The following is a 22,884-nucleotide window of genomic DNA, read 5'->3' on the forward strand; positions in this document are numbered from 1 at the left end:
CCGATAGGTCGCCGATGTATCGCTGAGGCAACGGGTCGCGATACACTCGTCGGGTGTCCTCCGAGGTCGCTACGCGCGTGGCGGTCGCCGTCCTCGGCCGAGTGCTCGTCACCGGCCACGACGACGACGCCTCCCTTATCGAGCCCCCGGGTGCGCTCGCGAAGGCCTTGCTCGTCGCCCTGACCCTGGCCGGGTCCGACGGGGCGAGCTCTGCTCGCCTCGTCGACGACGTCTGGGGCGAGACTCCCCCCGGCTCGCCCAAGCCCGCACTGCAGACACTGGTCTCCCGGGTGCGGCAGACGGGCCCGCGCGGCCTGATCGAGTCGACGACCACCGGCTACCGCCTCTCAGCGGCGGTGCTCACCGATCTCAACGAAGCCGAGCGCCTCCTTCGTGCCTCCCGCAGCGAGGTTTCGGCCGACCCGGCGATCGCTCAACTCACGTCGAGCGAGGCGCTCGGCCTGTGGCGCGGAGAGCCCGGCGCCGACCTCCAGACCGAAGGGCTCGCCGGCGAGCTCGCCAGAGCCGCCCACCGTCTGAGGGCAGACCTGCTGACCGTGCGGGCCGAAGCTCGAGAGGCCGTCGGAGACCACGCGGCAGCGCTCGACGATCTCGATTCGCTTGCGGCGGGGCCAGCGCCGTCGTTCGCGGCCGCAGGAGGCGACGAGCACACACTCGAGCTCCGGCTGCGCGCTCTCGGCGGCCTCGGCCGGCGTCCCGAGGCGCTGCGCCTCTTCGCCGCCCATCGTGAAGCCCTGGCCGACGAGCTGGGCATCGACCCCTCACCTCGCCTCGTCGCGCTGCACACCGAGCTGCTGCGAGACGACGCCGAGACGCAAGCCACTCCTCCCGCGCGCGACGCGTCCGCTGCGAAGCCGCGGCGCACCGGGCGCGTGAGCGGGTTGCGCCGCGCTCCCAATGAGCTGCTCGGCCGGGATCGCGATGTCGACGAGGTCGTCGCGAGCCTCCAACCGGGTCGCGCCGTCACGATCCTGGGGGCCGGCGGCCTCGGCAAGACCCGGCTCGCCCACGAGGTCGGCTGGCGGATGCACGAGACGAGGCCCGAGCTGTCGGTCGTGGTGGTCGAGCTCGGCGCTGTGCGGAGCGCCGCCGACGTGCCCGCGGCGATCGCCGATCCGCTGGGCATCCGCGACGCCGCGGTGACCCGTCTGCCGCGCGGCGAAGTGATGCCGCGCGCGGATGTGCGCGAACGCATCATCGGCGCGATCGACGAGGGCCCGATGCTGCTCGTGATCGACAACTGCGAGCACCTCGTCGATGCCGCAGCGGAGTGGGTGGCAGACATTCTGGCCTCGAGCGCCGATGTGACGATCGTGGCGACGAGCCGTTCGCCCCTCGCGATCGCGGCCGAGCGCCTGCACCCGCTCGAGCCGCTGCCGGTCGAGGGCGCCGGCGCCCAGCTCTTCGAAGAGCGAGCGCGGCAGGCCCGGCCGGGCGCCGTGCTGCCGCGCGACGTGGTCGAGCGCCTGTGCGCTCGCCTCGACGGGCTGCCGCTGGCCATCGAGCTGGCCGCCGCTCGCGTGCGATCGATGCCGGTCGACGAGATCGAACGGCGGCTCGGCAACCGCTTCGCGTTGCTGACCTCCGGTGACCGGTCGGCGCCCGAGCGCCACCGCACGCTGACCGCGGTGATCGACTGGAGCTGGAACCTGCTGGGGCCGAGCGAACAGCGCCTCCTGCGCCGGCTGTCGCCGCTGCCGGCCGGGTTCAGTGCCGATGCGGCCGCTCACGTCGCCTCCTGCGATCTTTGCGACGTGAAGGGCGGCAAGAGGAGCGCCGAGACGCTCGTCGACGACGACCTCGACGGGCTGGTGGCCCAGTCGCTGGTCTCGGTGGTCGACGATCGCCGCACCGGCGCCGTCCGCTACCGGATGCTCGAGACGGTGCGCGAGTTCGGGCTGGCGCGGCTGCACGAAGCCGGCGAGAGCGCGCTCGTGCGCGACGCACTGTACGGCTGGGCGCTCGCGTTCTCGCACTTCGCTCTCGAACGGCTGGACGGCACGGATCAGGTCCGGGTGATCTCAGCCGTCGCCGCCGAGCAGGACAACCTCATCTCGGTGCTGCGGCACGCCGCCGACGAGGGCCGCGACGATGTGGTCGTGGTCGTCTTCGCGGCGCTCGGCTACCACTGGACCCTCCGCGGCATCCACGAGGAGGTCGCGGAATTCGGCAAGGTCGCCGTCCGCGCGCTCCTCCGGTCGAGGCCCGCTCGCGAGCACCGCGACGCCGCCCTGCTCGGCCTCGCGCTCGCCGGCAGCCTCACCTTCTTCGGCGACCGTCGCACGGGGCTCGTCGCGCTCGGCGCGCTGCGGCGTCTGCGGGAGGGCGGACCTGCCGACGACCCGTTCGTCGAGATGACATCGCGGCTGTTCGTGGCAGCCACTACCGATCTCGCCTCGCTCAAGGCCCTCCTCGACGAGGGCGTGCGGTCGTCGCACACCAGTGTCGTCGAGCTCACCTCGTTGGTGAGCGCGCAGGTGCACGAGAACGACGGCGACGTCGACGAGGCGATGGCGCTGTCGCTGCGCAGCCATGCGATCGCCGTCGAGGGTCGGCACGTGTGGAGCGAGGCCACCGCGGCCGGCCAGGTCGCCGAGCTGCACATGCAGCGCGGCTGCCCCGCCGAGGCGCTCTCGTGGTCGGCCCGGAGCCGCGACGGCCTCGACGCGGTCGGGGCGATCGCCGACGTGCATCGCGCCGAATGGCTGTCCGGCCTCGCCCTCGTGCAGCTCGGCCGGCTCGACGAGGCCCGCGCGATCTTCGAGCGCTTCTCCGAGGCCGACGAGCCGGACGCCATCGCCGATGGCGAAGACCTCACGATGGTCAGCCGCGCCGGCCTCGCCGAGATCGCTCTGGCCGAGGGGCGCGTCGCCGACGGGGTCGCCACCTACGACGCCTCCGCCGAGGCGCTCCGCCACGGCGACCTGTTCTCGCCGTGGCGCGAGCTGGTCGGCGCCGCAGCCCTCGCGGCTCGGGTCACCAGCGGCATGGGGGCGCAGGATGCCACTGGCCGGCTGGCCACGCGGCTCCGCGTGCGCCTCGTGGCCGGGCGGCGCGTGCGTGGCATGTTTCACGACGTCCCCATCCTCGGGTCCTGCGCCTTCGCCCTGGGGCTCTGGCTGCGCGCGCCGGGCGGGCCGGTCGATCGCCCCGAGCTCGGCCTGCGCCTCCTGGCGCTCGGCGAGCGGTTGGGCGCCCGGCAGGATCTCGGCGTGCTCGTCCAGGCGCCGCACTTCGCGGCCGTCCCCGCCGACGAGCTGCCCGCGCTCGACCGGTTCCGCGCCGAGGCGGCGGGGCTCTCCCCCGCCGACGCCCTGAGCCTGGCGATCGACCTGCTGGCCGATCGCACCCTGCGCCCGGCGCTCGTCCCGTCGGCCCCGCTCGCGCCGACCGCACACTGAAAGTCGCCTCCCGGTCGTCGAGGTGGTCCGCGGACCACATTCCCGACCGGAAGGCGACTTCTCGCCAGTGCGGCGAGCGCCGCGGGCTGCTACGCCTTGCGCATGTACGCCCGCACGGTGAGCGGCGCGAAGATCGCGACGATCACGGCGGCGCCGACGAGTGCGATCCACAGGTCGCCCGTGACAGTGCCGCTGTTGGTCAAGTCGCGGATGGCCGTGACCAGGTGCGACACCGGATTGATGTTGACGAAGGCCTTCAGCCAGGACGGAAGGGACGTCGTGGGCACGAATGCGTTGGACAGGAACGTCAACGGGAACAGCACCAGGAACGAGATGCCTTGCACGCTCGACGCGCTGCGGGCCGTGACGCCGAAGAACGCGAAGATCCAGCTGATCGCCCAGGCGCAGGCGATCACCAGCAGGCCGGCCAGCACGATGAAGCCGAAGCCTCCGTCAGGGCGCCAGCCGAGGATGACACCCATGATGAGCGTGATCGTCGTAGCGATGGCGTAGCGCACGGTGTCGGCCAGCAGGGCCCCTGCGAGCGGCGCGATTCGCGCGATCGGCAGAGACCGGAACCGGTCGAACACGCCCTTGTCCATGTCTTCGCGCAACTGGACCCCGGTCGTGACCGAGCCCGTGATGACCGTCTGCACGAGGATGCCGGGGATGATCAGAGGCAGGTACGCGTGGACGCTGCCGGCGATGGCCCCGCCGAACAGGAACGTGAACATCAGCGTGAAGATGATCGGCTGGATCGTCACGTCGATCAGCTGCTCGGGGGTGCGACGCACCTTGAGCAGCCCCCGGTAGGCCATCGTGAACGAGTTTCGAACCGTCTGCCCGAGGCTGACGTGGTTCTTCAGCTTCTGGGCGAGCAGCTGATTGGTGACGGCGGTCATGCGCTGACCTTGCCCTTCTGAGCGGTGGTGGTCTGGTCGGAGGAGGCCTCGGTGTCGGAGTCGACGCCGTGGCCGGTGAGGGTGAGGAAGACCTCGTCGAGGGTGGGCTTCTGCACGCTCATCTCGGTGAGACGGATGCCCGCCTCGCGGAAGGTGATGAGCAGGTCGGTGACGCGGTCGGGGTCGGCCATGGGGGCAGTGATCCGGCCGGCTTCCGGGGACAGCGTCGCCTCGACCCCGAGCACTGAGCGGATGGCCCGGCGGGCGTCCTCGATCTCGCCCGGGTCGGCGATGCGCAGCTGCAGCGACGACTCGCCGATCGACGCCTTCAGCTCGTCGGCGGTGCCCTCGGCGACGACGCGGCCGGTGTCGATCACGGCGACGCGGTCGGCGAGCTGGTCGGCCTCCTCGAGGTATTGCGTGGTGAGCAGCACGGTCGAGCCCTCGGTGACGAGGCGGCGGATGGTGTCCCACATCTGCGAGCGGGTGCGCGGGTCGAGGCCCGTGGTCGGCTCGTCCAGGAAGATCAGCGGCGGCTGGGCGATGAGGCTGGCGGCGAGGTCGAGGCGACGGCGCATGCCGCCCGAGAACTTCGCGAGCGGGCGCTTGGCGGCCTCGGTGAGGCCGAACTCCTCCAGCAGCTCGGTGCTCTTGCGGCGGGCGTCGCCCCGCGACAGGCCGAGGAGACGCGAGAAGATGATGAGGTTCTCGGTGGCCGACAGCTTCTCGTCGACGCTCGCGAACTGGGCAGTGACGCCGATCAGCTGGCGCACGACCTGCGCCTCGTGGCGCACGTCGTGACCGAAGATCGTGGCCGTGCCGGCGTCGGGCTTGAGGAGAGTCGCCAGCATGCTGATGACGGTCGACTTGCCGGCGCCGTTCGGGCCAAGGACTCCGTAGACGGTTCCGGCGCGGACGCTGAGGTCGACGCCGTCGACCGCTCGGTTCTCGCCGAACGTCTTGACGAGGCCGTGGGCTTCGACGGCCCAGTCGGTGGGGGTGCTCATTGGCGGTCCTTTCGGTGACCCGGCGCTTCGCCGGATGAATCGATGGTGCACGGGGGCGCTCACACGCCGCTTACACGGTGCTGACACGCGCTGGCTCGGCGCCGCGCCGCCTGCAGCGGATCGGCCCTGAGCAGGATCACGAGACAGCCGCCCTCACCCCCGCCCACACTGGCCGCATGACCGACGACACCCGACCACCGTTCTTCACCGAACCCCTCCGCAACCAGCTGCTGCACCAGCGCGTCGTCGTGCTCGACGGCGTGCTGAACGACGACAACGGCACCATGATCGCCGCGCAACTGCTCACGCTCGCCGCCGACGACGCGCAGACCGACATCGCCCTCTGGATCCATTCGCCTGGCGGCTCCGTGCCGTCGATGCTGGCGATCCGCGACGTGATGACGCTCGTACCGTGCGACGTGGCGACCCTCGCCCTCGGGCTGGCCGCCAGCGCCGGGCAGTTCCTGCTCTCGGCCGGGGCACGCGGCAAGCGGCGAGCTCTGCCGCACGCTCGCATCCTGATGCACCAGGGCTCCGCCGGGATCGGCGGCTCGGCCGTCGAGGTCGAGGTGCAGGCGGCCGACCTGCGACACATGCGCGACACGACCCTCGGGCTGATCGCCGCCGACACCGGGCAGCCCGTCGAGCGCGTCTTCGAAGACTCGCTGCACGACCACTGGTACACGGCCGCGGAGGCCCTCGAGTACGGCTTCGTCGACGAGATCGTGTCGTCGTTCGATGCCGTGATGCCGAGACGCTCGCACCCGATCGGGATCGGAGCGTTCGCATGAGCGCGGATGCTCGCATGGCTGCCGGCGGCTCGTACACGATCCCCAACGTCATCGCCGAGAGCCCCCGCGGCGACCGCGTGATGGACGTCTACTCGCACCTCCTGACCCAGCGCATCGTCTACCTCGGCACCGCGATCGATGCGGGGGTGGCCAACGCGCTGATCGCGCAGTTGCTGCACCTCGACGCCTCGGCCGGCTACAGCCCGCAAGAAATCAACCTCTACATCAACTGCGAGGGCGGCGACCTCTCGGCCATGCTCGCCGTCTACGACACGATGCGCTTCATCCGCTCACCCGTCGCCACGACGTGTGTCGGCGAGGCGATCGCCGCCGGTGCGGCGCTGCTCGCCGCGGGAGCGCCGGGCCGGCGCGCAGCACTCCCCCACGCGCGCATCGTGCTGCACCAGCCCGCGGGGCAGGGGCGCGGCACGATTCCCGACCTGATACTGCAAGCCGACGAGCTCGTGCGCGTGCGCTCGGACATCGAAGAGCTGCTGTCAGAGCACACCGGCCAGACGATCGCCGACCTCCGACGCGACACCGACCGCGACCGGATCTTCACCGCCGCGGCCGCGCGTGACTACGGCCTGGTCGACGTGGTGCTGGGGCGGGGTGGTGTGGCGACCGCTGCCCTCGGGGCTCAGGCGGCGACGGCGTAGAGCGTGAAGCCGATCGGCCGAGCGGCTGCGGGGGCGACCTCGACGTCGCTCGAGCCGTTCGCGACGGCGACAGCAGGATCGAGGAGGGTCAGGTCGACGAGGACGGGGGCCGTCTGGTTCGGCTCGGCTTCGGTGGCCGCGGCGTCGTCATGGCGCGGGGAAGCCGGCACCGCAGCGCTCTCCGCGAATGCTGCCCGTCGGCCCGTCGCGGCCTCGTGAGAGCGCAGGTCGCGCGCGATGCCCTCGGTGAGGTCGAGCAAGCCGGTGCCGAGCGCCCCGGCGATGGCCGCGATCATCTCGCTCGACGGCTCTTTGAGGCCGCGCTCGACCTCGGAGAGGTACTGGGGCGACACTCCGGCGCGGGCGGCCGTCTCGACGAGCCTTTCGCCGCGGGCAAGCCGCAGCTCGCGCAGGCGGTGCCCGACGAGCTCGCGCAGCAGCGGCTCGATGGCTGGGCGGGTGGTCAGCGTGCGAGCGTCGTGTCCCATGGCGACAGCCAACCAGCGCCGGGCGGTCGTCGCCACTCGTTCCGCTCAGAGCAGACGCCGCCCGCCGCCCCTCGGCCAGAAGTGGGGCCGCCGCCCCGCGGGCGAAAGCTTCGCCACTGCCCGGGAGGCAAGTCGTCTCCGGAATGAAGCCTGGCCGTCGCCGCGGAAGGTGTCGCGTCTCCGGGAGGAAGCCCGGCCGCCCGACCGTTGTCCCAGGAGGAAGCCCATTTTCGGGAGGAAGTCTCGGCGCGCGGGGAGGAACTTGGGCCCGAGACTCTTGCCAGGGAGGAGAAACCCGGGCAGTGCAGCCCCCGGGGAGGTCAGCTCGCAGCGTTTTCCTCCCGACCGCAGCGCCTCCCGCGGCCCAAGCGTCTTGGCGAGGAGGTCTTCTCCGCAGGAAGCGCCATACTCTCGCGCACCCTGAAGAGCATTTCTGCCCGATGCGCGCACCCCCGTGAGGATCGCCCGCGCTCACTTGCTCGGAAACCATTCGGCCGGCACCGACGCATCGGCCGGAGCCGGCGCCGGAGCCATCGGCATAACGCACGAACGGCTCCTCCCGGTGGGAGGAGCCACTCTCCTGTGGGCGATACCGGACTCGAACCGATGACCTCTTCCGTGTGAAGGAAGCGCGCTACCAACTGCGCCAATCGCCCTGGGGACTCGTCGATACTAATGGATGATGCGGCTCGACTCCTACTCAGCCACCCCGGCAAGACACGAAGCAATCTCAGTTTGTGCCTCAGGGAGAACATCGGATAGAGTTCCTGAGGTCGCAGAGATGCGGAAGAAACAACAGCAACAAATGCGGATGTGGCGCAGTGGTAGCGCATCACCTTGCCAAGGTGAGGGTCGCGAGTTCGAATCTCGTCATCCGCTCGAGTGAAAGCTCACCCCGATCAGGGTGGGGTGGCCGAGAGGCGAGGCACCGGCCTGCAAAGCCGTTCACGCGGGTTCAAATCCCGTCCCCACCTCCAGCACTGGTTTCGACCGGCACTGACAATTTCATACTCATGAGCGATTGGCGCAGCGGTAGCGCGCTTCCCTGACACGGAAGAGGTCACTGGTTCGATCCCAGTATCGCTCACCAGCAAGGCAGCGAGCCCCCGAGAAATCGGGGGCTTTTCGTGTGCCGAACGAGCTCGGGGCTGTCGTTTCTCGCCTCGCCCAGCGATGTCGGCCAGCGAGAAGCTGAAGGCGACATACTTCCGCCCGTCGACGACGTACGGAGCGGTCCGCTCCATCCCATGGTGGGTGTGGGTCGTATCGGCTTGCCAGTTGTGCGCTGAGCCCGATCAGGAGGCTCGAAAGCACGCCTCACCCCTGGAAAGCCGGATTGACGACGGTCGGCCCCTAGAGCAGCAGCCGCATCGGAGTCCCCGAGCGGAGCCGCGGCCGCGGCGACGGCCTGAAGCGCGGCGAGGGTGCCCAGCCCCATCGTCCCTTGTCCGAACCCCTGATCGGCCCGCTCGACGTCAGTCAGCCCAGTGCCGCGGGCTGAGCCCATCAGGGCGCGGATGGCGACGTGATCAGCGACGAGCGCGCGGCGGATTGTGACCGGCGCGACGCCAGTGATCTCTCGAGAGACCACGCGTGCTCGCCCAATCCGAATCGGCGGTCGGTCCGAAACTACCCTCGGACGCTTGTCGTCCCAGGCGTCGCCCGCCCTGATCGGGCGGCGCCTGCTTCGTAGTGCCTGTTTCCTGCAAGGGTGCCCAGACTTCAGCTCTCTTTTAGCCGAGGGCTATCACCATGCACTCGGAGGGTGTTTGCTTGGGGCACCTGGAGACGAAGTCAGAGTTTCCAGTCGGAACGGGCCGGCGGCATTCGGGTGCCGCCTCGATACGTTCCCAGGGTGGGCGGCGCGACGTGGGAAGCGCGCCCCCACCCGATCGAACGCGACGTTGTCGCGAACACCAGAATGGCCCCGCAGCTGTCGCTGCGGGGCCATTCTGGCGGGGTGCGGGTGACTAGGCGCGCTCGTCGAGGAGGACGTAGCCCTCTTCGCCGTGGACGGCGGAGTCGATGCCGGCGATCTCGTCTTCGGTCGTGATGCGGAAGCCCATCGTCTTCTGGATGATCCAGCCGATGATGAACGCCAGGACGAACGAGTAGACCATGACCACCGCCGCGGCGAGGGCCTGGATGCCCAGCTGGCCGAAGCCACCGCCGTAGATGAGGCCGACGCCACCGGGGTGGGCGGGCGAGGTCTGGTAGGCGAAGAAGCCGATGAACAGCGTGCCGACGATGCCGCCGACGAGGTGCACGCCGACGACGTCGAGCGAGTCGTCGAAGCCGAGCTTGAACTTCAGGTCGATGGCGACGCAGCAGATCGCACCGGCGACGAGGCCGAGCACGATGCCCCAGAAGGGCGTCAGAGCAGCACAGGCCGGGGTGATAGCGACGAGGCCCGTGACGGCACCCGAGGCGGCGCCGACCGAGGTGGCCTTGCCGTCTTTGATCTTCTCGACGATCAACCAGCCGAGGATGGCTGCGGCGGGGGCGGCGAGAGTGTTGATGAAGGCCACGGATGCCGTTCCGTCAGCGCCCAGCTCGGATCCTGCGTTGAATCCGAACCAGCCGAACCAGAGGAGGCCGGCGCCCAGCATCACGAAGGGAGGGTTGTGCGGCTTGTAGGCGCCCTTGGCGAAGCCGACACGGCGACCGAGGACGAGCGCCAGGGCGAGGCCTGCCGATCCTGCATCGATGTGGACGGCTGTACCGCCCGCGAAGTCGATCAGGCCGAGGTGTGCGAGCCAGCCGCCGCTCGTGGTCTTGGTGGGCAGGTTGAACACCCACTGCGCGACGGGGAAGTAGACGACAGTGGCCCAGATGCCGGCGAAGACCATCCACGCGCCGAACTTGGCGCGATCGGCGATCGCGCCCGATATCAGGGCGACCGTGATGATGGCGAACGTCGCCTGGAACGCCGCGAACGAGAGGAGGGGGTAGCCCGTGCTCGTAAGCGAGTGAGCCTGGTCGACGAGCGAATTGAGGCTGAACATCGACGAGTCGATGCCCCAGAAGCCGGGGATGCCGACGTAGTTGCCGGCGCCGGCGTTGTTGAATGCGATCGAGTAGCCGTAGAGCACCCAGAGCACGGCGATGAGGCCGATCGCTCCGAAGCTCAGCATCATCATGCTGATGACGCTTTTGGCCTTCACGAGGCCGCCGTAGAAGAAGGCGAGACCGGGCGTCATCAGCAGCACCATGGCGGCGGTGATGAGGACGTAGCCGGTTTGGCCCTGGCTGAACTGCTCCATGTGGTGTCACCTCTCAGTTGTGCAGAGCTTGATACCCAGAGCGCTCGACCGCGTTCGCGCGCGGTGCTGTCGATTTCTCGCCTCGGGTACCGCTCATCCTGTCGGCAAGAGGTTTCGGTCGATGTGCGCCAATGTTTCACCGATGTAACACGAATCGGGCTTATGTAAACAACACGTTTCGTGAGACTGGCCATGTGACGAGAACGGGCTGTCTGCTCGCCCCGATTCGGCCCAAGCGGGTCAGAGCAGGGTCAGCGCGACCAGGCGCGACATCGCCCGGAGGTATTTCTTGCGGTAGCCGCCGGCGAGCATCTCGGGGCTGAACACCTCGTCGAGGGGTGCGCCTGACGCGATCACCTTCACCTGGGCGTCGTAGAGGCGGTCGACGAAGGCGACGAAGCGCAGGGCCTGTGTCTGGTCGCGAAGCGGCGTTACGTCACGCAGGGCCACCACGTCGAGGCCTTCGATGAGCTTGACGTACTTCGACGGGTGCACCGTCGCGAGATGCTCGATGACCGCGGCGAAGTCGTCGACCGAGACGATTCCTTTCGCGTCGTCGATGGCAGGATCCAGCGGCTCGGTCACGGTCGCGTGCGCCTCGATCTCGCGGCGGCGGTAGTCGGTGCCGTCGATGCGCAGGGTGCGGAAACGCCCCGACAGGGCCTGGATCTCGCGCAGGAAGTCGCTCGCTGCGAACCGACCCTCCCCCAGCGCGTTGGGAGGGGTGTTCGAGGTGGCCGCCATGCGCGTGCCGCTGTCGGCGAGCGTGCCGAGCAGGCGCGTCATGATCATGGTGTCGCCCGGGTCGTCGAGCTCGAACTCGTCGATGCAGATGAGCTTGGCGCCGGAGAGCTGCGAGACGGCGCCGGCGTAGCCGACGGCGCCGACGAGGGCGGTGTACTCGATGAACGTGCCGAAGTACTTCGGCCCGTCGGTGCGGTGCCAGAGCGCCGCCAGCAGGTGGGTCTTGCCGACGCCGAAGCCGCCGTCGAGGTAGAGGCCGGGCGGAGTGGTGGAGGCTGCGCGGCGCCGGAAGAGCCCCTTGGCGGGGGCAGCCGACTCGCCGAAGGTGCGGACGGCCTCGACGGCCTCGGCCTGGGACGGGTACGCCGGGTCGGGCCGGTAGTTGTCGAGGGAGGCGCCGTCGAACTGGCGAGGCGGCACGAGGTGCGCGACGATCTCGGCGGCGGAGATGGTGGGTGCGCGATCGACGAGAGACACCGTCGCCCGGGTCGTCTCGTCGGTCATGCTGTCTCGTCGGTCATGCAGCAGTGCCTCTCGAGCGGCCGGAACGCGAATGTGTGACGGACTCTTACGATCGCTCCCGGCATAGACGGTGAGCGCCTAGCGTTGTGCGAGTGTCCGGCAGAATCGAGTTTACTGCCGTGGGCATCACGCACGAGTCGCCCGACGAGGGCGACGACAGGAGGAGAACCATGTCGATCGCAAGCGATCCGTCCCCGAAGTTCAGCGACTACGCGCACCCCGAGCGCCTCGTCTCGACCGAGTGGCTCTCTGAGCGCCTCGATCAGGTCGGGGCCCCGGGATCGGGCCTCGTCGTCGTCGAGTCGGACGAAGACGTCCTGCTCTACGAGACCGGCCACATTCCCGGCTCCGTGAAGCTCGACTGGCACACCGATCTCAACGACCCGGTGCTGCGCGACTACGTCTCGGCCGAGAAGTTCGCCGCGCTGATGAGCGAGCGCGGCATCTCGCCCGACACCACGGTGGTGGTCTACGGCGACAAGAACAACTGGTGGGCGGCCTACGCCCTCTGGGTGCTCACCCTCTTCGGCCAGAGCGACGTGCGCCTGCTGGACGGCGGCCGCGCGAAGTGGGAGGCCGAGGGGCGCGAATACACGCTCGATCAGCCGGCGGTCACCGCCTTGACCTACCCCGTCCCGGTCCGCGACGACTCGACGATCCGCGCCTTCAAAGAGGACGTGCTCGCCCACTTCGGCAGCCCGCTGATCGACGTGCGCTCGCCCGAGGAGTTCGACGGCTCCCGCACGACTGCCCCTGCCTACCCCGAGGAAGGCGCCCTTCGCGCCGGCCACATCCCGAGCGCGCAGAACGTGCCGTGGGGCAAGGCCGCGGCCGAGGACGGCACCTTCCGGTCGGTCGCCGAGCTCGACGCGATCTACCGCGACGGCGCAGGGCTCAGCGAGGGCGACGACGTGATCGCCTACTGCCGCATCGGTGAGCGCTCGAGTCACACCTGGTTCGTCCTGCATCACCTGCTCGGGTTCGAGAACGTGCGCAATTACGACGGATCCTGGACGGAGTGGGGCTCGGCCGTGCGTGTGCCGATCGTCATCGGCTCGGAGCCCGGCGACGCGCCCGTGGCTCTCGCCGCGCGATGAGCAACGACACACCGGGCACGGCCGCCGCGGCTCTGCCGGAGGTTCTCGCCGAGATCCGGCAGGACTTCCTCGACCTCGGCGTGAAAGACCGGCTGCAGCTGCTGCTCGAGTTCTCGAACGAGCTGCCCGAGCTGCCGGCGCGCTACGCCGACCACCCCGACCTGCTCGAGCAGGTCGTCGAGTGCCAGTCGCCGGTCTACATCTTCGCCGAGGTGGAGGAGCCCTCAGCCGGCGCCTCCCCCGCCGACAGCCACGTGCACCTCTACGCGACGGCGCCCCGCGAGGCTCCGACCACGCGCGGTTTCGCGTCGATCGTGTCGCAGGGTCTCGACGGCCTGACGGTCGCCGAGGCGCTCGGCGTGCCCGACGACTACCCGCAGACCATCGGCCTGGTCGAGGCGGTCAGCCCGCTGCGCATCCGCGGCATGACGGCCCTGCTGGGGCGCGCCAAGCGGCAGATCCGCGAGAGGGTCGTCCCGTACGAGGCGGCGGCCAAGGCCTCGTAGTGGAGATCCGTCTCCTGCACCGGGCCGCCGAGGCCGGCCACGACGTGTCGACGCGTCTGGAGGTCGGCTCTGCCGACTCGGTCGCCCGAGCGTCGACCCAATCGGTCCTCGAAGACTGGTACCGGCCGCCGTCCGACCCGTGGCTGCGCATCAACCTCATCACGGCGGTCTCGGGCGACGCGGCCGGCGCCGACGGCACGAGCGACACACTCTCGAACCCGGCCGACCGGGCGATCCTGAAGGCTATCCGAGACGTCGCCGACGCGGTCGTCGTCGGCGCCGCGAGCGTCCGAGCCGAGGGCTACCGTGTGCCGTCGAAGGCGCGTCTTGCGGTCGTCACGTCGTCGGGCGATCTCTCAGGCCACCGGATCGCCGACGACCTGGCCGAACGGGTCATCGTCGTCTGCCCCGCCTCTGCCGTCGATCGCGTGCAGTCGTCGCTCGGCGGCACCGTCGCGGCCTGCGCCACGATCTTCGTGGTCGACGACGCCGACGGCCGCCTGCAGCCCGCCGACATCGTCCGCGCCCTGCACGAGCAGGGCCTCACCTCGCTCATCTGCGAGGGCGGCCCGTCTCTGGCCGGTCAGTTCGTGCGTGCGGGGTTGGTCGACGAGCTGTGCCTCACGACGTCGCCGGTCGTGATCGGCAGCGGCCTGCCGGCTTTCGGCAGCGAGCGATTCGACGCGTCGAGCCTGTCGCTCACTCAGCTGCTGATCGACGACCAGAGCGCTCTGTACGCCCGCTGGCGGGTCGAAGGCGACCGAGCCACTCTCTGATGACGCGGTCGAAGCGCTCCGGGTCGATGTTCCAGAGCTTCGTGTGGCGCGCGACCGTGAAGACCTCGAAGTGGACGAGGTCGGGCAGTGCTTTCGCCAGGGCGTGAGCCGACGTCGACGGCACGAAGCCATCGTCGTCGCTGTGCAGGATCAGAGTCGGCACGGTGATCTGGTCGGCCCCGCTCACCAGATCGAGCGCATCGAAGTTGATCGGCTCGGCCTGCCCGGTGATCGCCGACAGGTGCGGGCCGCCGAGGATCGACAGCACGATGTCCTGCATGGGCATCGGCAGATGCAGGTGGTCGCCCTGGTAGCGGAGCGTGGTGCGCCAGTCGACGACCGCGGACTCGAGGACGACGCCGCGGATGACGTCGCCGTGTCGGCTGTGCAGCAGGGTCTGCAGGACGAGGGCGCCGCCCATCGACCAGCCCATGAGCACGATGTCGGTGGCGCCGTGGCCGGTGGCGTAGTCGATCGCGGCCTCGACGTCGGCCCACTCGGTCAGGCCGAGCCCGTAACGGTGGTCGTCGGAGGCCGGCGCCTCGCCGTCGTTGCGGTACGAGACGACGAGCGAGGCCCAGCCCGCCTCGCGGAAGGATGGGACGGCCCGCAGCGTCTCGGCCCGGACGACGCCGCGACCGTGCACGATGATCGCCCAGCGGCCGCCGAGGGTGTCGTCGCCCGGCACTGCGTCGACGGGCGGCACGAGCCACGCGGGCGCCGGGCCGATCGGCGTGTCGACGCGCACCTCGGTGAAAGGCAGCCCGAGGTCGGCGGGGCGGCGGTAGTACCAGCCGAGCAGGCCGCCGCGCTTGGCCGACGAGAGGACCCCGTCGTCGACGGCGTCGACCCGGCGCACGACGACGTCGCCGTTGTCGTGCACGATCTCGCCGAGGCGCGCATAACCGCGGCCGTCGTCGAAGTGGAACCCATAGCGGCCCGGCAGGCGAGTGTCGGGGGTCGAAGTGAGGGCGACGGTGCGCGCCCTGCGGTCGACCGAGATGATCCGGATCCGCTCGTGATGGGTCTTCGCGGGCGTCACGATGAAGCGGGCCACGGCGTAGGTGAGCCCGGCGAAACCCACGGCAGCGAGGGTCGCGGCCCCGCCCAGCGTGATCGCAGCAATGGTGCCGAGCTTTCGCGACGTCGACCTCGGGGTGCCCCCCGGCACGACACGTGTCATCGAACTGCCTTCTCTGGGCGAACGGGCCGTCAGCTGCTGCCTCTGTCGCCGAGCTCTCCCCGGCGTGCCTCTGGCCACCGGTTCGTCATCGAGCCTAGTCTTCTGACGTGTCCGAAACTCCCTCAGGTCCCCTCGGGGCCCCCGATGTGCCGGCGCCTTTCGCCCACGCGGTCGAGGCGATCCGGGCCCTCGAGGCGCGCGATGATCTGGCGGTCACCGAGATCCCGGCCCCGAAGGGTCTCGCGCCGCACGCCTTCGCCCTGGCGGCCGACATCGTCGGCGCGCGAGACCTGCCCGACCCCGAGCTCGGCACCGGGCGCTTCATCGTGCTCTACGACACCGACGAACCCGAGCAGTGGGGTGGCCCCTGGCGGGTCGTCAGCTTCGCGCAGGCTCCGCTCGAGGTCGAGATCGGCCTCGACCCGTTCGTCGCCGACGTCGCCTGGTCGTGGCTCGTCGACTCGCTCGGGGCCAACGGCGCTTCCTACCAGCTGGCTTCCGGCACGGCCACGAAGATCCTGTCGAGCGGCTACGGCGAGCTCGCAGGCCAGGGCGACGGCGCCCAGCTCGAGCTGCGGTCGTCGTGGTCGCCGACCGACGATGATCTCGCCCCGCACGTGGAGGCGTGGACCGAACTGATCTGCACTCTCGCCGGGCTGCCGCCCACCGCCGAGGGCGTCACCCTGCTGGCATCGAGAAGGGTCGGGCGTGACTGACGGCGCCCGTGAGGATCCTGAGGCCGTCGCGCCCGTTTCCGTTCCTCCCGTCGCCCGCGTGGCGACCGCCGACGACGATCACGGCTTCGTCGACGTCATCGACACCCGCGAGGCGTACCTCGAGGCAGTCGACGCCATCGCGAAAGGCCACGGGCCCATCTCGATCGACGCCGAGCGGGCCAGCGGCTATCGCTACTCACAGCGTGCCTACCTGATCCAGATTTTTCGTCGCGGCTCGGGCGTCTTCCTCTTCGACCCGCCGGCGATCGGCTCGATGAGCGAGCTCAACGACGTGATCCGCGACGACGAATGGATCCTGCATGCCGCGTCGCAAGACCTGGCGTGCCTCCGTGAGGTTGGCCTCGACCCGACCCGGATCTTCGACACCGAGCTGGGCGCACGCCTGGCCGGAATGCCGCGGGTCGGCCTCGGTGCCGTGGTCGAAGAGCTGCTCGGCATCCACCTCGCCAAAGAGCACTCGGCGGCCGACTGGTCGACGAGGCCCCTGCCGCAGAGCTGGCTGGTCTACGCCGCCCTTGATGTCGAGCTGCTGGTCGACCTCCGCGACGCGATGTACGAGCTGCTCGACGGGCAGGAGAAGATCGAGATCGCCGAGGAGGAGTTCGAGGCGACCCTGCACCGCGACGCCAAGCCGCCGCGACAGGAGCCCTGGCGCCGCACCTCGGGTCTGTCGACCCTCCGCGGGCAGCGCGCCCTCGGGCTCGTACGCGAGCTGTGGGAGGCGCGCGACGCGTACGCCATCGAGGTCGACACGTCGCCCGGGCGCCTCCTGCCCGACTCGTCGATCATCGCCGCGGTGCGAGGCAACGCGCAGACCAAGCGCGACCTCGGCGCCCAGAAGGACTTCGTCGGCCGCGCCAGCCGCACCGAGCTGGCACGTTGGTGGGCCGCCCTCGAACGCGGTCGCGCTTCGTCCGATCTGCCGTCGCTGCGCGGACCTTCGACCGACACCCTGCCGCCGCCGCGCTCGTGGATCGACCGCGCCCCTGAGGCCGACGCCCGCTACAAGGCCGCACGCCCCAAGATGCAGCACATGTCGGAGGCGATGTCGATCCCGGTCGAGAACCTCCTGACACCGGATCACCTGCGCCGCGTCGCGTGGGACATGCCCGCGGTGCTCGACGTCGAGCACATCGGCGCGGCCCTCCGCGATGCGGGGGCGCGCGAATGGCAGATCCGTGTCACGGCGCCGGCCATCACACAGGCCTTTGTCGAGGCCGGCCAATCGCTTCGCGACGGCGCCGACGACCCCTCGTAGGTTTCGTCACACCGACTCGTCGGCCCACAGGTGTCGCTCGTAGGATTCACGTCAGAACCGTGAATACAGGAGGCAACGTGGCCGAAAGAGCAGAAGTCGTGTTCGTCGACGGGGTCCGTACCCCGTTCGGGCGAGCCGGCGAAAAAGGCATGTACTGGCAGACCCGGGCAGACGATCTGGTGGTCAAGGCGATGAAGGGGCTGCTCGAACGCAACCCCGAGCTCGACCGTGCGGCCGTCGACGACGTCGCGATCGCCGCCACCACGCAGCAGGGCGACCAGGGGCTCACCCTCGGGCGCACCACGGCGCTGCTGGCGGGCCTGCCCGAGTCGGTGCCCGGCTATGCCATCGACCGCATGTGCGCCGGCGCCATGACGAGCGTCACCACCGTGGCGGGGGCCGTCGCCTTCGGCGCCTACGACTTCGCCCTCGCCGGCGGCGTCGAGCACATGGGGCGCCACCCGATGGGCTTCGGGGCCGACCCCAACCCGCGCTTCCTCAGCGAGCGGCTCGTCAGCGCCGAGGCGCTCAACATGGGCAACACCGCAGAGCGAATCCACGATCGCTTCCCGTCGCTGACGAAGGAGCGCTCGGACCACTTCGCCCTGCGATCGCAGCAGAAGGTCGCCGCCGCCTACGAATCGGGGCAGATCCAGCCCGACCTCGTCTCGGTCGCCGTCAAGAGCGACGCCGGCTGGGGCTCGCCGACCGCGACGAAGCGCCCCGGCCGGAGACCACCATGGAGGGGCTCGCCGCGCTGCGCACCCCGTTCCGGCCGCACGGCCGTGTCACCGCCGGCAACTCGTCCGGCCTGAACGACGGCGCCACTGTCAGCCTGATCGCGTCGGAGAGCGCCGCTCGTGCCGCCGGCATGACGCCGAAGATGCGCCTCACGAGCTTCGCCTTCGCCGGAGTCGAGCCCGAGATCATGGGGATCGGCCCGGTGCCCGCGTCCGAGAAGGCACTCCGCAAGGCGGGGCTCACCATCTCCGACATCGGGTTGTTCGAACTCAACGAGGCGTTCGCCGTGCAGGTGCTCTCGCTGCTCGACCACTTCGGCATCGACGACGACGACGAGCGCGTCAACCTGTGGGGTGGCGCGATCGCTGTCGGCCACCCGCTCGCCTCGTCGGGCGTCCGCCTGATGATTCAGCTCGCGCGCCAGTTCGAGCAGCACCCCGAGGTGCGCTACGGCATGACGGCCATGTGCATCGGCCTCGGCCAGGGCGGCAGCGTCATCTGGGAGAACCCGCACTTCGACGGAAGGAAGCGCAAATGAGCGTGGAGGCAGCAGAACTCGTGGCACAGTCTCAAGACGAAGTGGTCACGCACTCGTATGTCCGCGATGTCACCCTTCCGTCGGGTCGCATCCTGGCCCTCGTCACCCTCGACAACGGTCGCGACCACCGTCGACCGTCGACTCTCGGCCCGGTCACCCTCGTGGAGTTCCGCGACACGCTCGACGTGCTGCGGGCTCGCGCCGCCGCCGGTGCGATCCAGGCGATCGGCGTGACCGGCAAGCCGTACTTTCTCGCCGCGGGTGCCGACCTCTCGCAGGCCGCGACGATCTCCTCGCGCGAGGTCGGCAAGAAGATGGCGCAGCTCGGCCACGAGGCGCTCGGCAAACTGCACGACGCCGGTGTGCCGACGTTCGTGTTCGTCAACGGGCTCGCGCTCGGTGGCGGCATGGAGATCGCGCTCAACGCCGATTACCGCACCGTCGACGCCACCGCCCCGGCTCTGGGCTTCCCCGAGGTCTTCCTCGGCATCATCCCCGGCTGGGGTGGCGCCTGGCTGCTGCCGAACCTGATCGGTATCGAGAACGCCCTCAAGGTGATCATCGAGAACCCGCTCAAGAACAACCGCACCCTGAAAGCGAAGGACGCCCTCGAGCTCGGCATCGTCGACGTGATGTTCTCGTCGGCGGCCTTCCTCGAAGACAGCCTGAAGTGGGCCGACGGCGTGCTCGGCGGGTCGATCGAGGTCGACCGGCCGCATGTGCCCGGCAAGATCGAACGAGCCGTGAAGTGGGACGCCGCCATCGGCATCGCGCGCAAGTCGCTGGAGTCGCGCATCGGCACGGTCGCGAAGTCGCCGTACCGCGCCCTCGAGCTGCTGGCCGGCGCGAAGAAGGCCTCCCGCGAAGAGGGTTTCGCGGCCGAGGACGAGGCCCTCGCCGACCTCATCTCGGGTGACCAGTTCCGTGCCTCCATCTACGCCTTCGATCTCGTGCAGAAGCGCGCCAAGCACCCCGCCGGCGCTCCCTCCCCGACCTCGCGCGCAAGATCACCAAGGTCGGCATCGTCGGCGCGGGGCTCATGGCGTCGCAGTTCGCTCTCCTGTTCGTGCGCAAGCTGCGCGTGCCCGTGGTCATCACCGACATCGACCAGGGTCGCGTCGACAAAGGTGTCACGGGCATTCGCGCATCGATCGACGAGCTGCAGGTCAAGGGCCGGATCTCGCAGGACGAGTCGAACCGCCTCAAGGCGCTCATCTCGGGAACGACAGACATTGCCGACTTCGCCGACGCCGACTGGGTCATCGAGGCCGTCTTCGAAGAGCTGAAGGTCAAGCAGGAGGTGTTCGCGAACGTCGAGAAGGTGGTCTCCGACACCTGCATCCTGGCGACCAACACGTCGTCGCTCTCGGTGACGGCGATCGGGTCGGGGCTCGCGAACCCCTCGCGGCTCGTCGGCTTCCACTTCTTCAACCCCGTGGCCGTGATGCCGCTGGTCGAGGTGGTCAACACCGACGCGACCGACGACGAGACGCTGTCGACCGCGATGGTCGTGGCGAAGACGCTCGGCAAGAACGCCGTCATCACGAAGGACGCCCCTGGGTTCGTCGTCAACCGGATCCTTGCGAAGCTGCTGGGCGAGGCGATGCATGCCGTCGAGACCGGTACGCCCTTCGAGGTCGTCGACCGCGCCACCGCCCCGTTCGGCCTGCCGATGACGCCGTTCGAGCTGCTCGAGCTCGTCGGGCTGAAGGTGGGCGCGCACGTGCTCGACACGCACCACGCCGCGTTCCCCGACCGCTTCTTCGAGAGCGAAGGCCTTCACCGCCTGGCCGACTACGGCCACATCTTCGAACGCGACGCCAAAGGCAAGCGCAAGGGATTCGACAAGAAGGCCGTCGCGCTGGCGTCCGGGCCCGGCAAGGCGATGACCGAGAAAGAGCTGCAGACCAGGATCGAAGACGGGCTGGCCGACGAGATCGGCCGCATGCTCGACGCGGCAGTCGTCGCGGCACCGGAAGACATCGATCTCTGCCTCATCCTCGGCGCGGGCTACCCCTTCCAGATGGGTGGAGCGACGCCCTACCTCGACCGCGTCGGCGCCTCCGACCGCGTGCGCGGCCGCAAGTTCCACGACCCGGCCATCGTCGGCGTCGCCTGATCCCAACTCCCGCCCCCTCCGTTTTACCTATAGGTAAGGCCCTCCCGACAGAAAATTTCTGTTGGGGAGGGCCGCACCTATAGGTAGAACGGAGGGGGCTACTGCTGCTGCCCGCGCACGGGTGCAGGAGCCGGCTGCGACTCGCGACGGGCCACCGGGATCTTGCTGCCGAGCACCATTGCCGTCACGTCGCGGGCGATGGTGGGCGCGGTGAGCCCCGCTGCCTCGAAGATCTCCGACCGGCTCGCGTGCCCGATGAAATCGTCGGGCAGGCCGAGCTCGGTGACGGGCGTGTCGATGTCGGACGCCCGGAGATCCTGACGCACGCGCGTCCCGATGCCGCCGACGCGGATGCCGTCTTCGATGGTGACGACGAGGCGGTGCTCGGCGGCGAGGCCGATGATGCTGCGCGGCACGGGCACGACCCAGCGCGGGTCGACGACGGTCGCGCCGATGCCCTGGTCGGCGAGGCGGGCGGCCACGTCGAGACCGAGACGGGCCATCGCACCGACGGCCATGATCAGCACGTCGGGGCGGTCGCCGCGGGTCAGGATCTCGACGCCGTCGTCGAGACGCTCGATCGCGTCGATGTCGGGGCCCACGTCACCCTTCGGAAATCGCACCACGGTGGGGCCGTCGTCGACCGCCACGGCCTCCCGCAGCTCTTCGCGAAGGCGCGTCGCATCCCGGGGAGCCGCCAAGCGGATGCCGGGCACGACCTGGAGGATCGCGAGATCCCAGATGCCGTGGTGGCTGGGCCGTCGGGCCCGGTGACGCCGGACCGGTCGAGGACGAAGGTGACCCCGGCCTTGTGCAGGCCGACGTCCATCAGCACCTGGTCGAAGGCCCGGTTGATGAAGGTCGCGTAGAGGGCGACGACCGGGTGCAGGCCGCCGAAGGCCAGGCCGGCGGCCGAGGCCACCGCGTGCTGCTCGGCAATGCCGACGTCGAGCACGCGCTTCGGATACTTCTCGGCGAACCGGTGCAGCCCGACCGGGCGCAGCATGGCCGCCGTGATGCCGACGACGCGGCGGTCGTGATCGGCGATGGCGACGATCTCGTCGGCGAACACGCTCGTCCAGTCGGGGCCCTTGGCCGTTTCCAGCGCCTCACCGGTTTCGGGATCGATGTGGCCGACCGCGTGGAACTGGTCGGAGACGTCCGCCCTCGCCGGCTCGTAGCCGCGGCCCTTCTCGGTGATGGCGTGGACGATGACGGGCGCGCCGTAGTTCTTCGCCTGCGTCAGCGCCTCCTCCATCGCCTTCTGGTCGTGGCCGTCGATCGGCCCGATGTATTTGATGTCGAGGTTCGAGTAGAGCGCCTCGTTGTTGGTGAAGCGGCTCAGGAAGCCGTGGAGGCCGCCGCGCACGCCGCGGTAGAACGCGCGAGCGGGCGAGCCCATGTGGTCGAAGGCCGCGCGGCTCTGCAGATGCATGTCGCGGTACTTCTGGTTGGTGCGGACCCCGTTGAGGAAGCGGGCCATGCCACCGATGGTCGGGGCGTACGAGCGGCCGTTGTCGTTGACGACGATGATCAGCCGGCGGTCGTTGTCGTCGCTGATGTTGTTGAGAGCCTCCCACGTCATGCCGCCGGTGAGCGCACCGTCGCCGACGACTGCGACGACGTGCCGGTCACCGTGGCCGGTGAGGGTGAACGCGCGAGAGATGCCGTCGGCCCACGACAGCGACGACGACGCGTGCGACGACTCGACGATGTCGTGCTCGGACTCGGAGCGCTGCGGATAACCGGCGAGGCCGTCTCTCAGTCTCAGGTGACTGAAATCCTGCCGCCCCGTGACGAGCTTGTGCACGTATGACTGGTGGCCCGTGTCGAAGACGATGGCGTCTTTCGGCGAGTCGAAGACGCGGTGCAGGGCCAGGGTGAGCTCGACGACGCCGAGGTTAGGGCCGAGGTGGCCGCCGGTCTTCGAGACCTCGGTGACGAGGAATCGACGGATCTCGGCGGCGAGGGCCAGCATCTGGTCGTCGCTGAGTGCATCGAGGTCGCGGGGGTTGTGGATGGTCTCGAGGAGGCTCATGTCACTCCCTTTCAGCGGCTGGGTTCGACCGCGTTCTCAGCTTAGGCGTCGAAGGTCACGGACGACCGGAAGCCCCATACCCCGTGGGGAGGG

15 protein-coding genes, 4 tRNA genes and 3 pseudogenes are annotated in these 22,884 nt (G+C 69.7%); 13 read left to right on the plus strand and 9 right to left on the minus strand.

What is annotated here, in order from left to right; translation table 11 throughout:
- Nucleotides 1-53 precede the first annotated feature (53 nt).
- Nucleotides 54-3,422, plus strand: a complete 3,369-nt coding sequence (locus AX769_RS13220) for a BTAD domain-containing putative transcriptional regulator (RefSeq protein ID WP_082763804.1) — start codon at nucleotides 54-56, stop codon at nucleotides 3,420-3,422.
- Nucleotides 3,423-3,511: 89 nt separating this feature from the next.
- Here AX769_RS13220 and AX769_RS13225 read toward each other — a convergent pair whose 3' ends face one another.
- Both AX769_RS13225 and AX769_RS13230 read right to left on the minus strand, forming a co-directional pair.
- A complete protein-coding gene (locus tag AX769_RS13225; protein WP_066280126.1) occupies nucleotides 3,512-4,324 on the minus strand; it encodes an ABC transporter permease in 813 nt (270 codons plus the stop codon).
- A complete protein-coding gene (locus AX769_RS13230; RefSeq protein ID WP_066280128.1) occupies nucleotides 4,321-5,331 on the minus strand; it encodes an ATP-binding cassette domain-containing protein in 1,011 nt (336 codons plus the stop codon). The genes AX769_RS13225 and AX769_RS13230 overlap by 4 nt, the downstream gene beginning before the upstream one ends.
- Nucleotides 5,332-5,507: 176 nt before the next feature.
- Between AX769_RS13230 and AX769_RS13235 the strand changes: the two genes are divergently transcribed.
- Together AX769_RS13235 and AX769_RS13240 are read left to right on the plus strand one after the other, a co-directional pair.
- Nucleotides 5,508-6,122, plus strand: a complete 615-nt coding sequence (locus AX769_RS13235) for a ClpP family protease (RefSeq protein WP_066283683.1) — start codon at nucleotides 5,508-5,510, stop codon at nucleotides 6,120-6,122.
- Entirely contained in the window at nucleotides 6,119-6,781 is a 663-nt protein-coding gene (locus AX769_RS13240; RefSeq protein ID WP_239451785.1) for a ClpP family protease, read from the plus strand. The genes AX769_RS13235 and AX769_RS13240 overlap by 4 nt, the downstream gene beginning before the upstream one ends.
- On the opposite strand, the gene AX769_RS26030 is transcribed toward AX769_RS13240, so the two are convergent.
- Nucleotides 6,763-7,269, minus strand: coding sequence for a helix-turn-helix transcriptional regulator (locus AX769_RS26030; RefSeq protein ID WP_082763805.1), 507 nt, complete (start codon nucleotides 7,267-7,269; stop codon nucleotides 6,763-6,765). The genes AX769_RS13240 and AX769_RS26030 overlap by 19 nt on opposite strands.
- A 583-nt stretch (nucleotides 7,270-7,852) precedes the next feature.
- Nucleotides 7,853-7,925: transfer RNA gene (locus AX769_RS13250), tRNA-Val, on the minus strand.
- 151 nt (nucleotides 7,926-8,076) lie between these two features.
- Between AX769_RS13250 and AX769_RS13255 the strand changes: the two genes are divergently transcribed.
- From AX769_RS13255 to AX769_RS13265, 3 genes are all read left to right on the plus strand, one after another.
- Nucleotides 8,077-8,148, plus strand: a tRNA-Gly gene (locus AX769_RS13255).
- Between the two features lie 24 nt (nucleotides 8,149-8,172).
- Nucleotides 8,173-8,246 (plus strand) — tRNA-Cys (locus tag AX769_RS13260).
- 38 nt (nucleotides 8,247-8,284) lie between these two features.
- A tRNA-Val gene (locus tag AX769_RS13265) sits at nucleotides 8,285-8,359 on the plus strand.
- Between the two features lie 880 nt (nucleotides 8,360-9,239).
- On the opposite strand, the gene AX769_RS13270 is transcribed toward AX769_RS13265, so the two are convergent.
- Together AX769_RS13270 and zapE are read right to left on the minus strand one after the other, a co-directional pair.
- Nucleotides 9,240-10,532 (minus strand): ammonium transporter, encoded by a 1,293-nt coding sequence (locus AX769_RS13270; RefSeq protein ID WP_066280135.1) that lies wholly within the window; start codon nucleotides 10,530-10,532, stop codon nucleotides 9,240-9,242.
- Nucleotides 10,533-10,772: 240 nt separating this feature from the next.
- Nucleotides 10,773-11,780 (minus strand): cell division protein ZapE, encoded by a 1,008-nt coding sequence (zapE, locus tag AX769_RS13275; RefSeq protein ID WP_066280138.1) that lies wholly within the window; start codon nucleotides 11,778-11,780, stop codon nucleotides 10,773-10,775.
- Between the two features lie 188 nt (nucleotides 11,781-11,968).
- On the opposite strand from zapE, the gene AX769_RS13280 reads away from it, so the two are divergent.
- From AX769_RS13280 to AX769_RS13290, 3 genes are read left to right on the plus strand one after another with little or no spacing between them, the layout of a single operon-like run.
- Complete coding sequence (locus AX769_RS13280) at nucleotides 11,969-12,895, plus strand: sulfurtransferase (protein ID WP_066283684.1); 927 nt, start codon at nucleotides 11,969-11,971, stop codon at nucleotides 12,893-12,895.
- Entirely contained in the window at nucleotides 12,892-13,401 is a 510-nt protein-coding gene (locus tag AX769_RS13285; protein WP_066280140.1) for a SufE family protein, read from the plus strand. The genes AX769_RS13280 and AX769_RS13285 overlap by 4 nt, the downstream gene beginning before the upstream one ends.
- Nucleotides 13,401-14,177, plus strand: a complete 777-nt coding sequence (locus AX769_RS13290) for a dihydrofolate reductase family protein (protein WP_066280142.1) — start codon at nucleotides 13,401-13,403, stop codon at nucleotides 14,175-14,177. Before AX769_RS13285 ends, AX769_RS13290 begins: the two co-directional genes overlap by 1 nt.
- Here the strand turns inward: AX769_RS13290 and AX769_RS13295 are convergent.
- Nucleotides 14,101-15,360, minus strand: coding sequence for a S9 family peptidase (locus AX769_RS13295; RefSeq protein ID WP_082763806.1), 1,260 nt, complete (start codon nucleotides 15,358-15,360; stop codon nucleotides 14,101-14,103). The genes AX769_RS13290 and AX769_RS13295 overlap by 77 nt on opposite strands.
- A 107-nt stretch (nucleotides 15,361-15,467) precedes the next feature.
- On the opposite strand from AX769_RS13295, the gene AX769_RS13300 reads away from it, so the two are divergent.
- The 4 genes and pseudogenes from AX769_RS13300 to AX769_RS13315 all read left to right on the plus strand — a co-directional run bounded on the left by AX769_RS13300 (nucleotide 15,468) and on the right by AX769_RS13315 (nucleotide 20,753).
- Complete coding sequence (locus AX769_RS13300) at nucleotides 15,468-16,076, plus strand: DUF3000 domain-containing protein (protein ID WP_066280144.1); 609 nt, start codon at nucleotides 15,468-15,470, stop codon at nucleotides 16,074-16,076.
- A gap of 58 nt (nucleotides 16,077-16,134) precedes the next feature.
- Entirely contained in the window at nucleotides 16,135-17,355 is a 1,221-nt protein-coding gene (locus AX769_RS13305; RefSeq protein ID WP_066283687.1) for an HRDC domain-containing protein, read from the plus strand.
- A gap of 77 nt (nucleotides 17,356-17,432) precedes the next feature.
- Nucleotides 17,433-18,634: pseudogene (locus AX769_RS13310) on the plus strand (acetyl-CoA C-acyltransferase).
- Nucleotides 18,631-20,753: pseudogene (locus AX769_RS13315) on the plus strand (3-hydroxyacyl-CoA dehydrogenase NAD-binding domain-containing protein). The pseudogenes AX769_RS13310 and AX769_RS13315 overlap by 4 nt, the downstream one beginning before the upstream one ends.
- A gap of 98 nt (nucleotides 20,754-20,851) precedes the next feature.
- Here AX769_RS13315 and AX769_RS26035 read toward each other — a convergent pair.
- Together AX769_RS26035 and AX769_RS13320 are read right to left on the minus strand one after the other, a co-directional pair.
- The gene (locus AX769_RS26035) at nucleotides 20,852-21,355 is read right to left on the minus strand and encodes a transketolase C-terminal domain-containing protein (RefSeq protein ID WP_369824100.1); all 504 of its coding nucleotides are present in this window, start codon (nucleotides 21,353-21,355) and stop codon (nucleotides 20,852-20,854) included.
- A 57-nt stretch (nucleotides 21,356-21,412) separates the two neighbouring features.
- Nucleotides 21,413-22,791: pseudogene (locus AX769_RS13320) on the minus strand (1-deoxy-D-xylulose-5-phosphate synthase N-terminal domain-containing protein); the annotation flags it as partial.
- Between the last annotated feature and the right edge of the window lie 93 nt (nucleotides 22,792-22,884).

The sequence above is a fragment of the Frondihabitans sp. PAMC 28766 genome (genome assembly GCF_001577365.1).
Lineage (GTDB): Bacteria > Actinomycetota > Actinomycetes > Actinomycetales > Microbacteriaceae > Frondihabitans.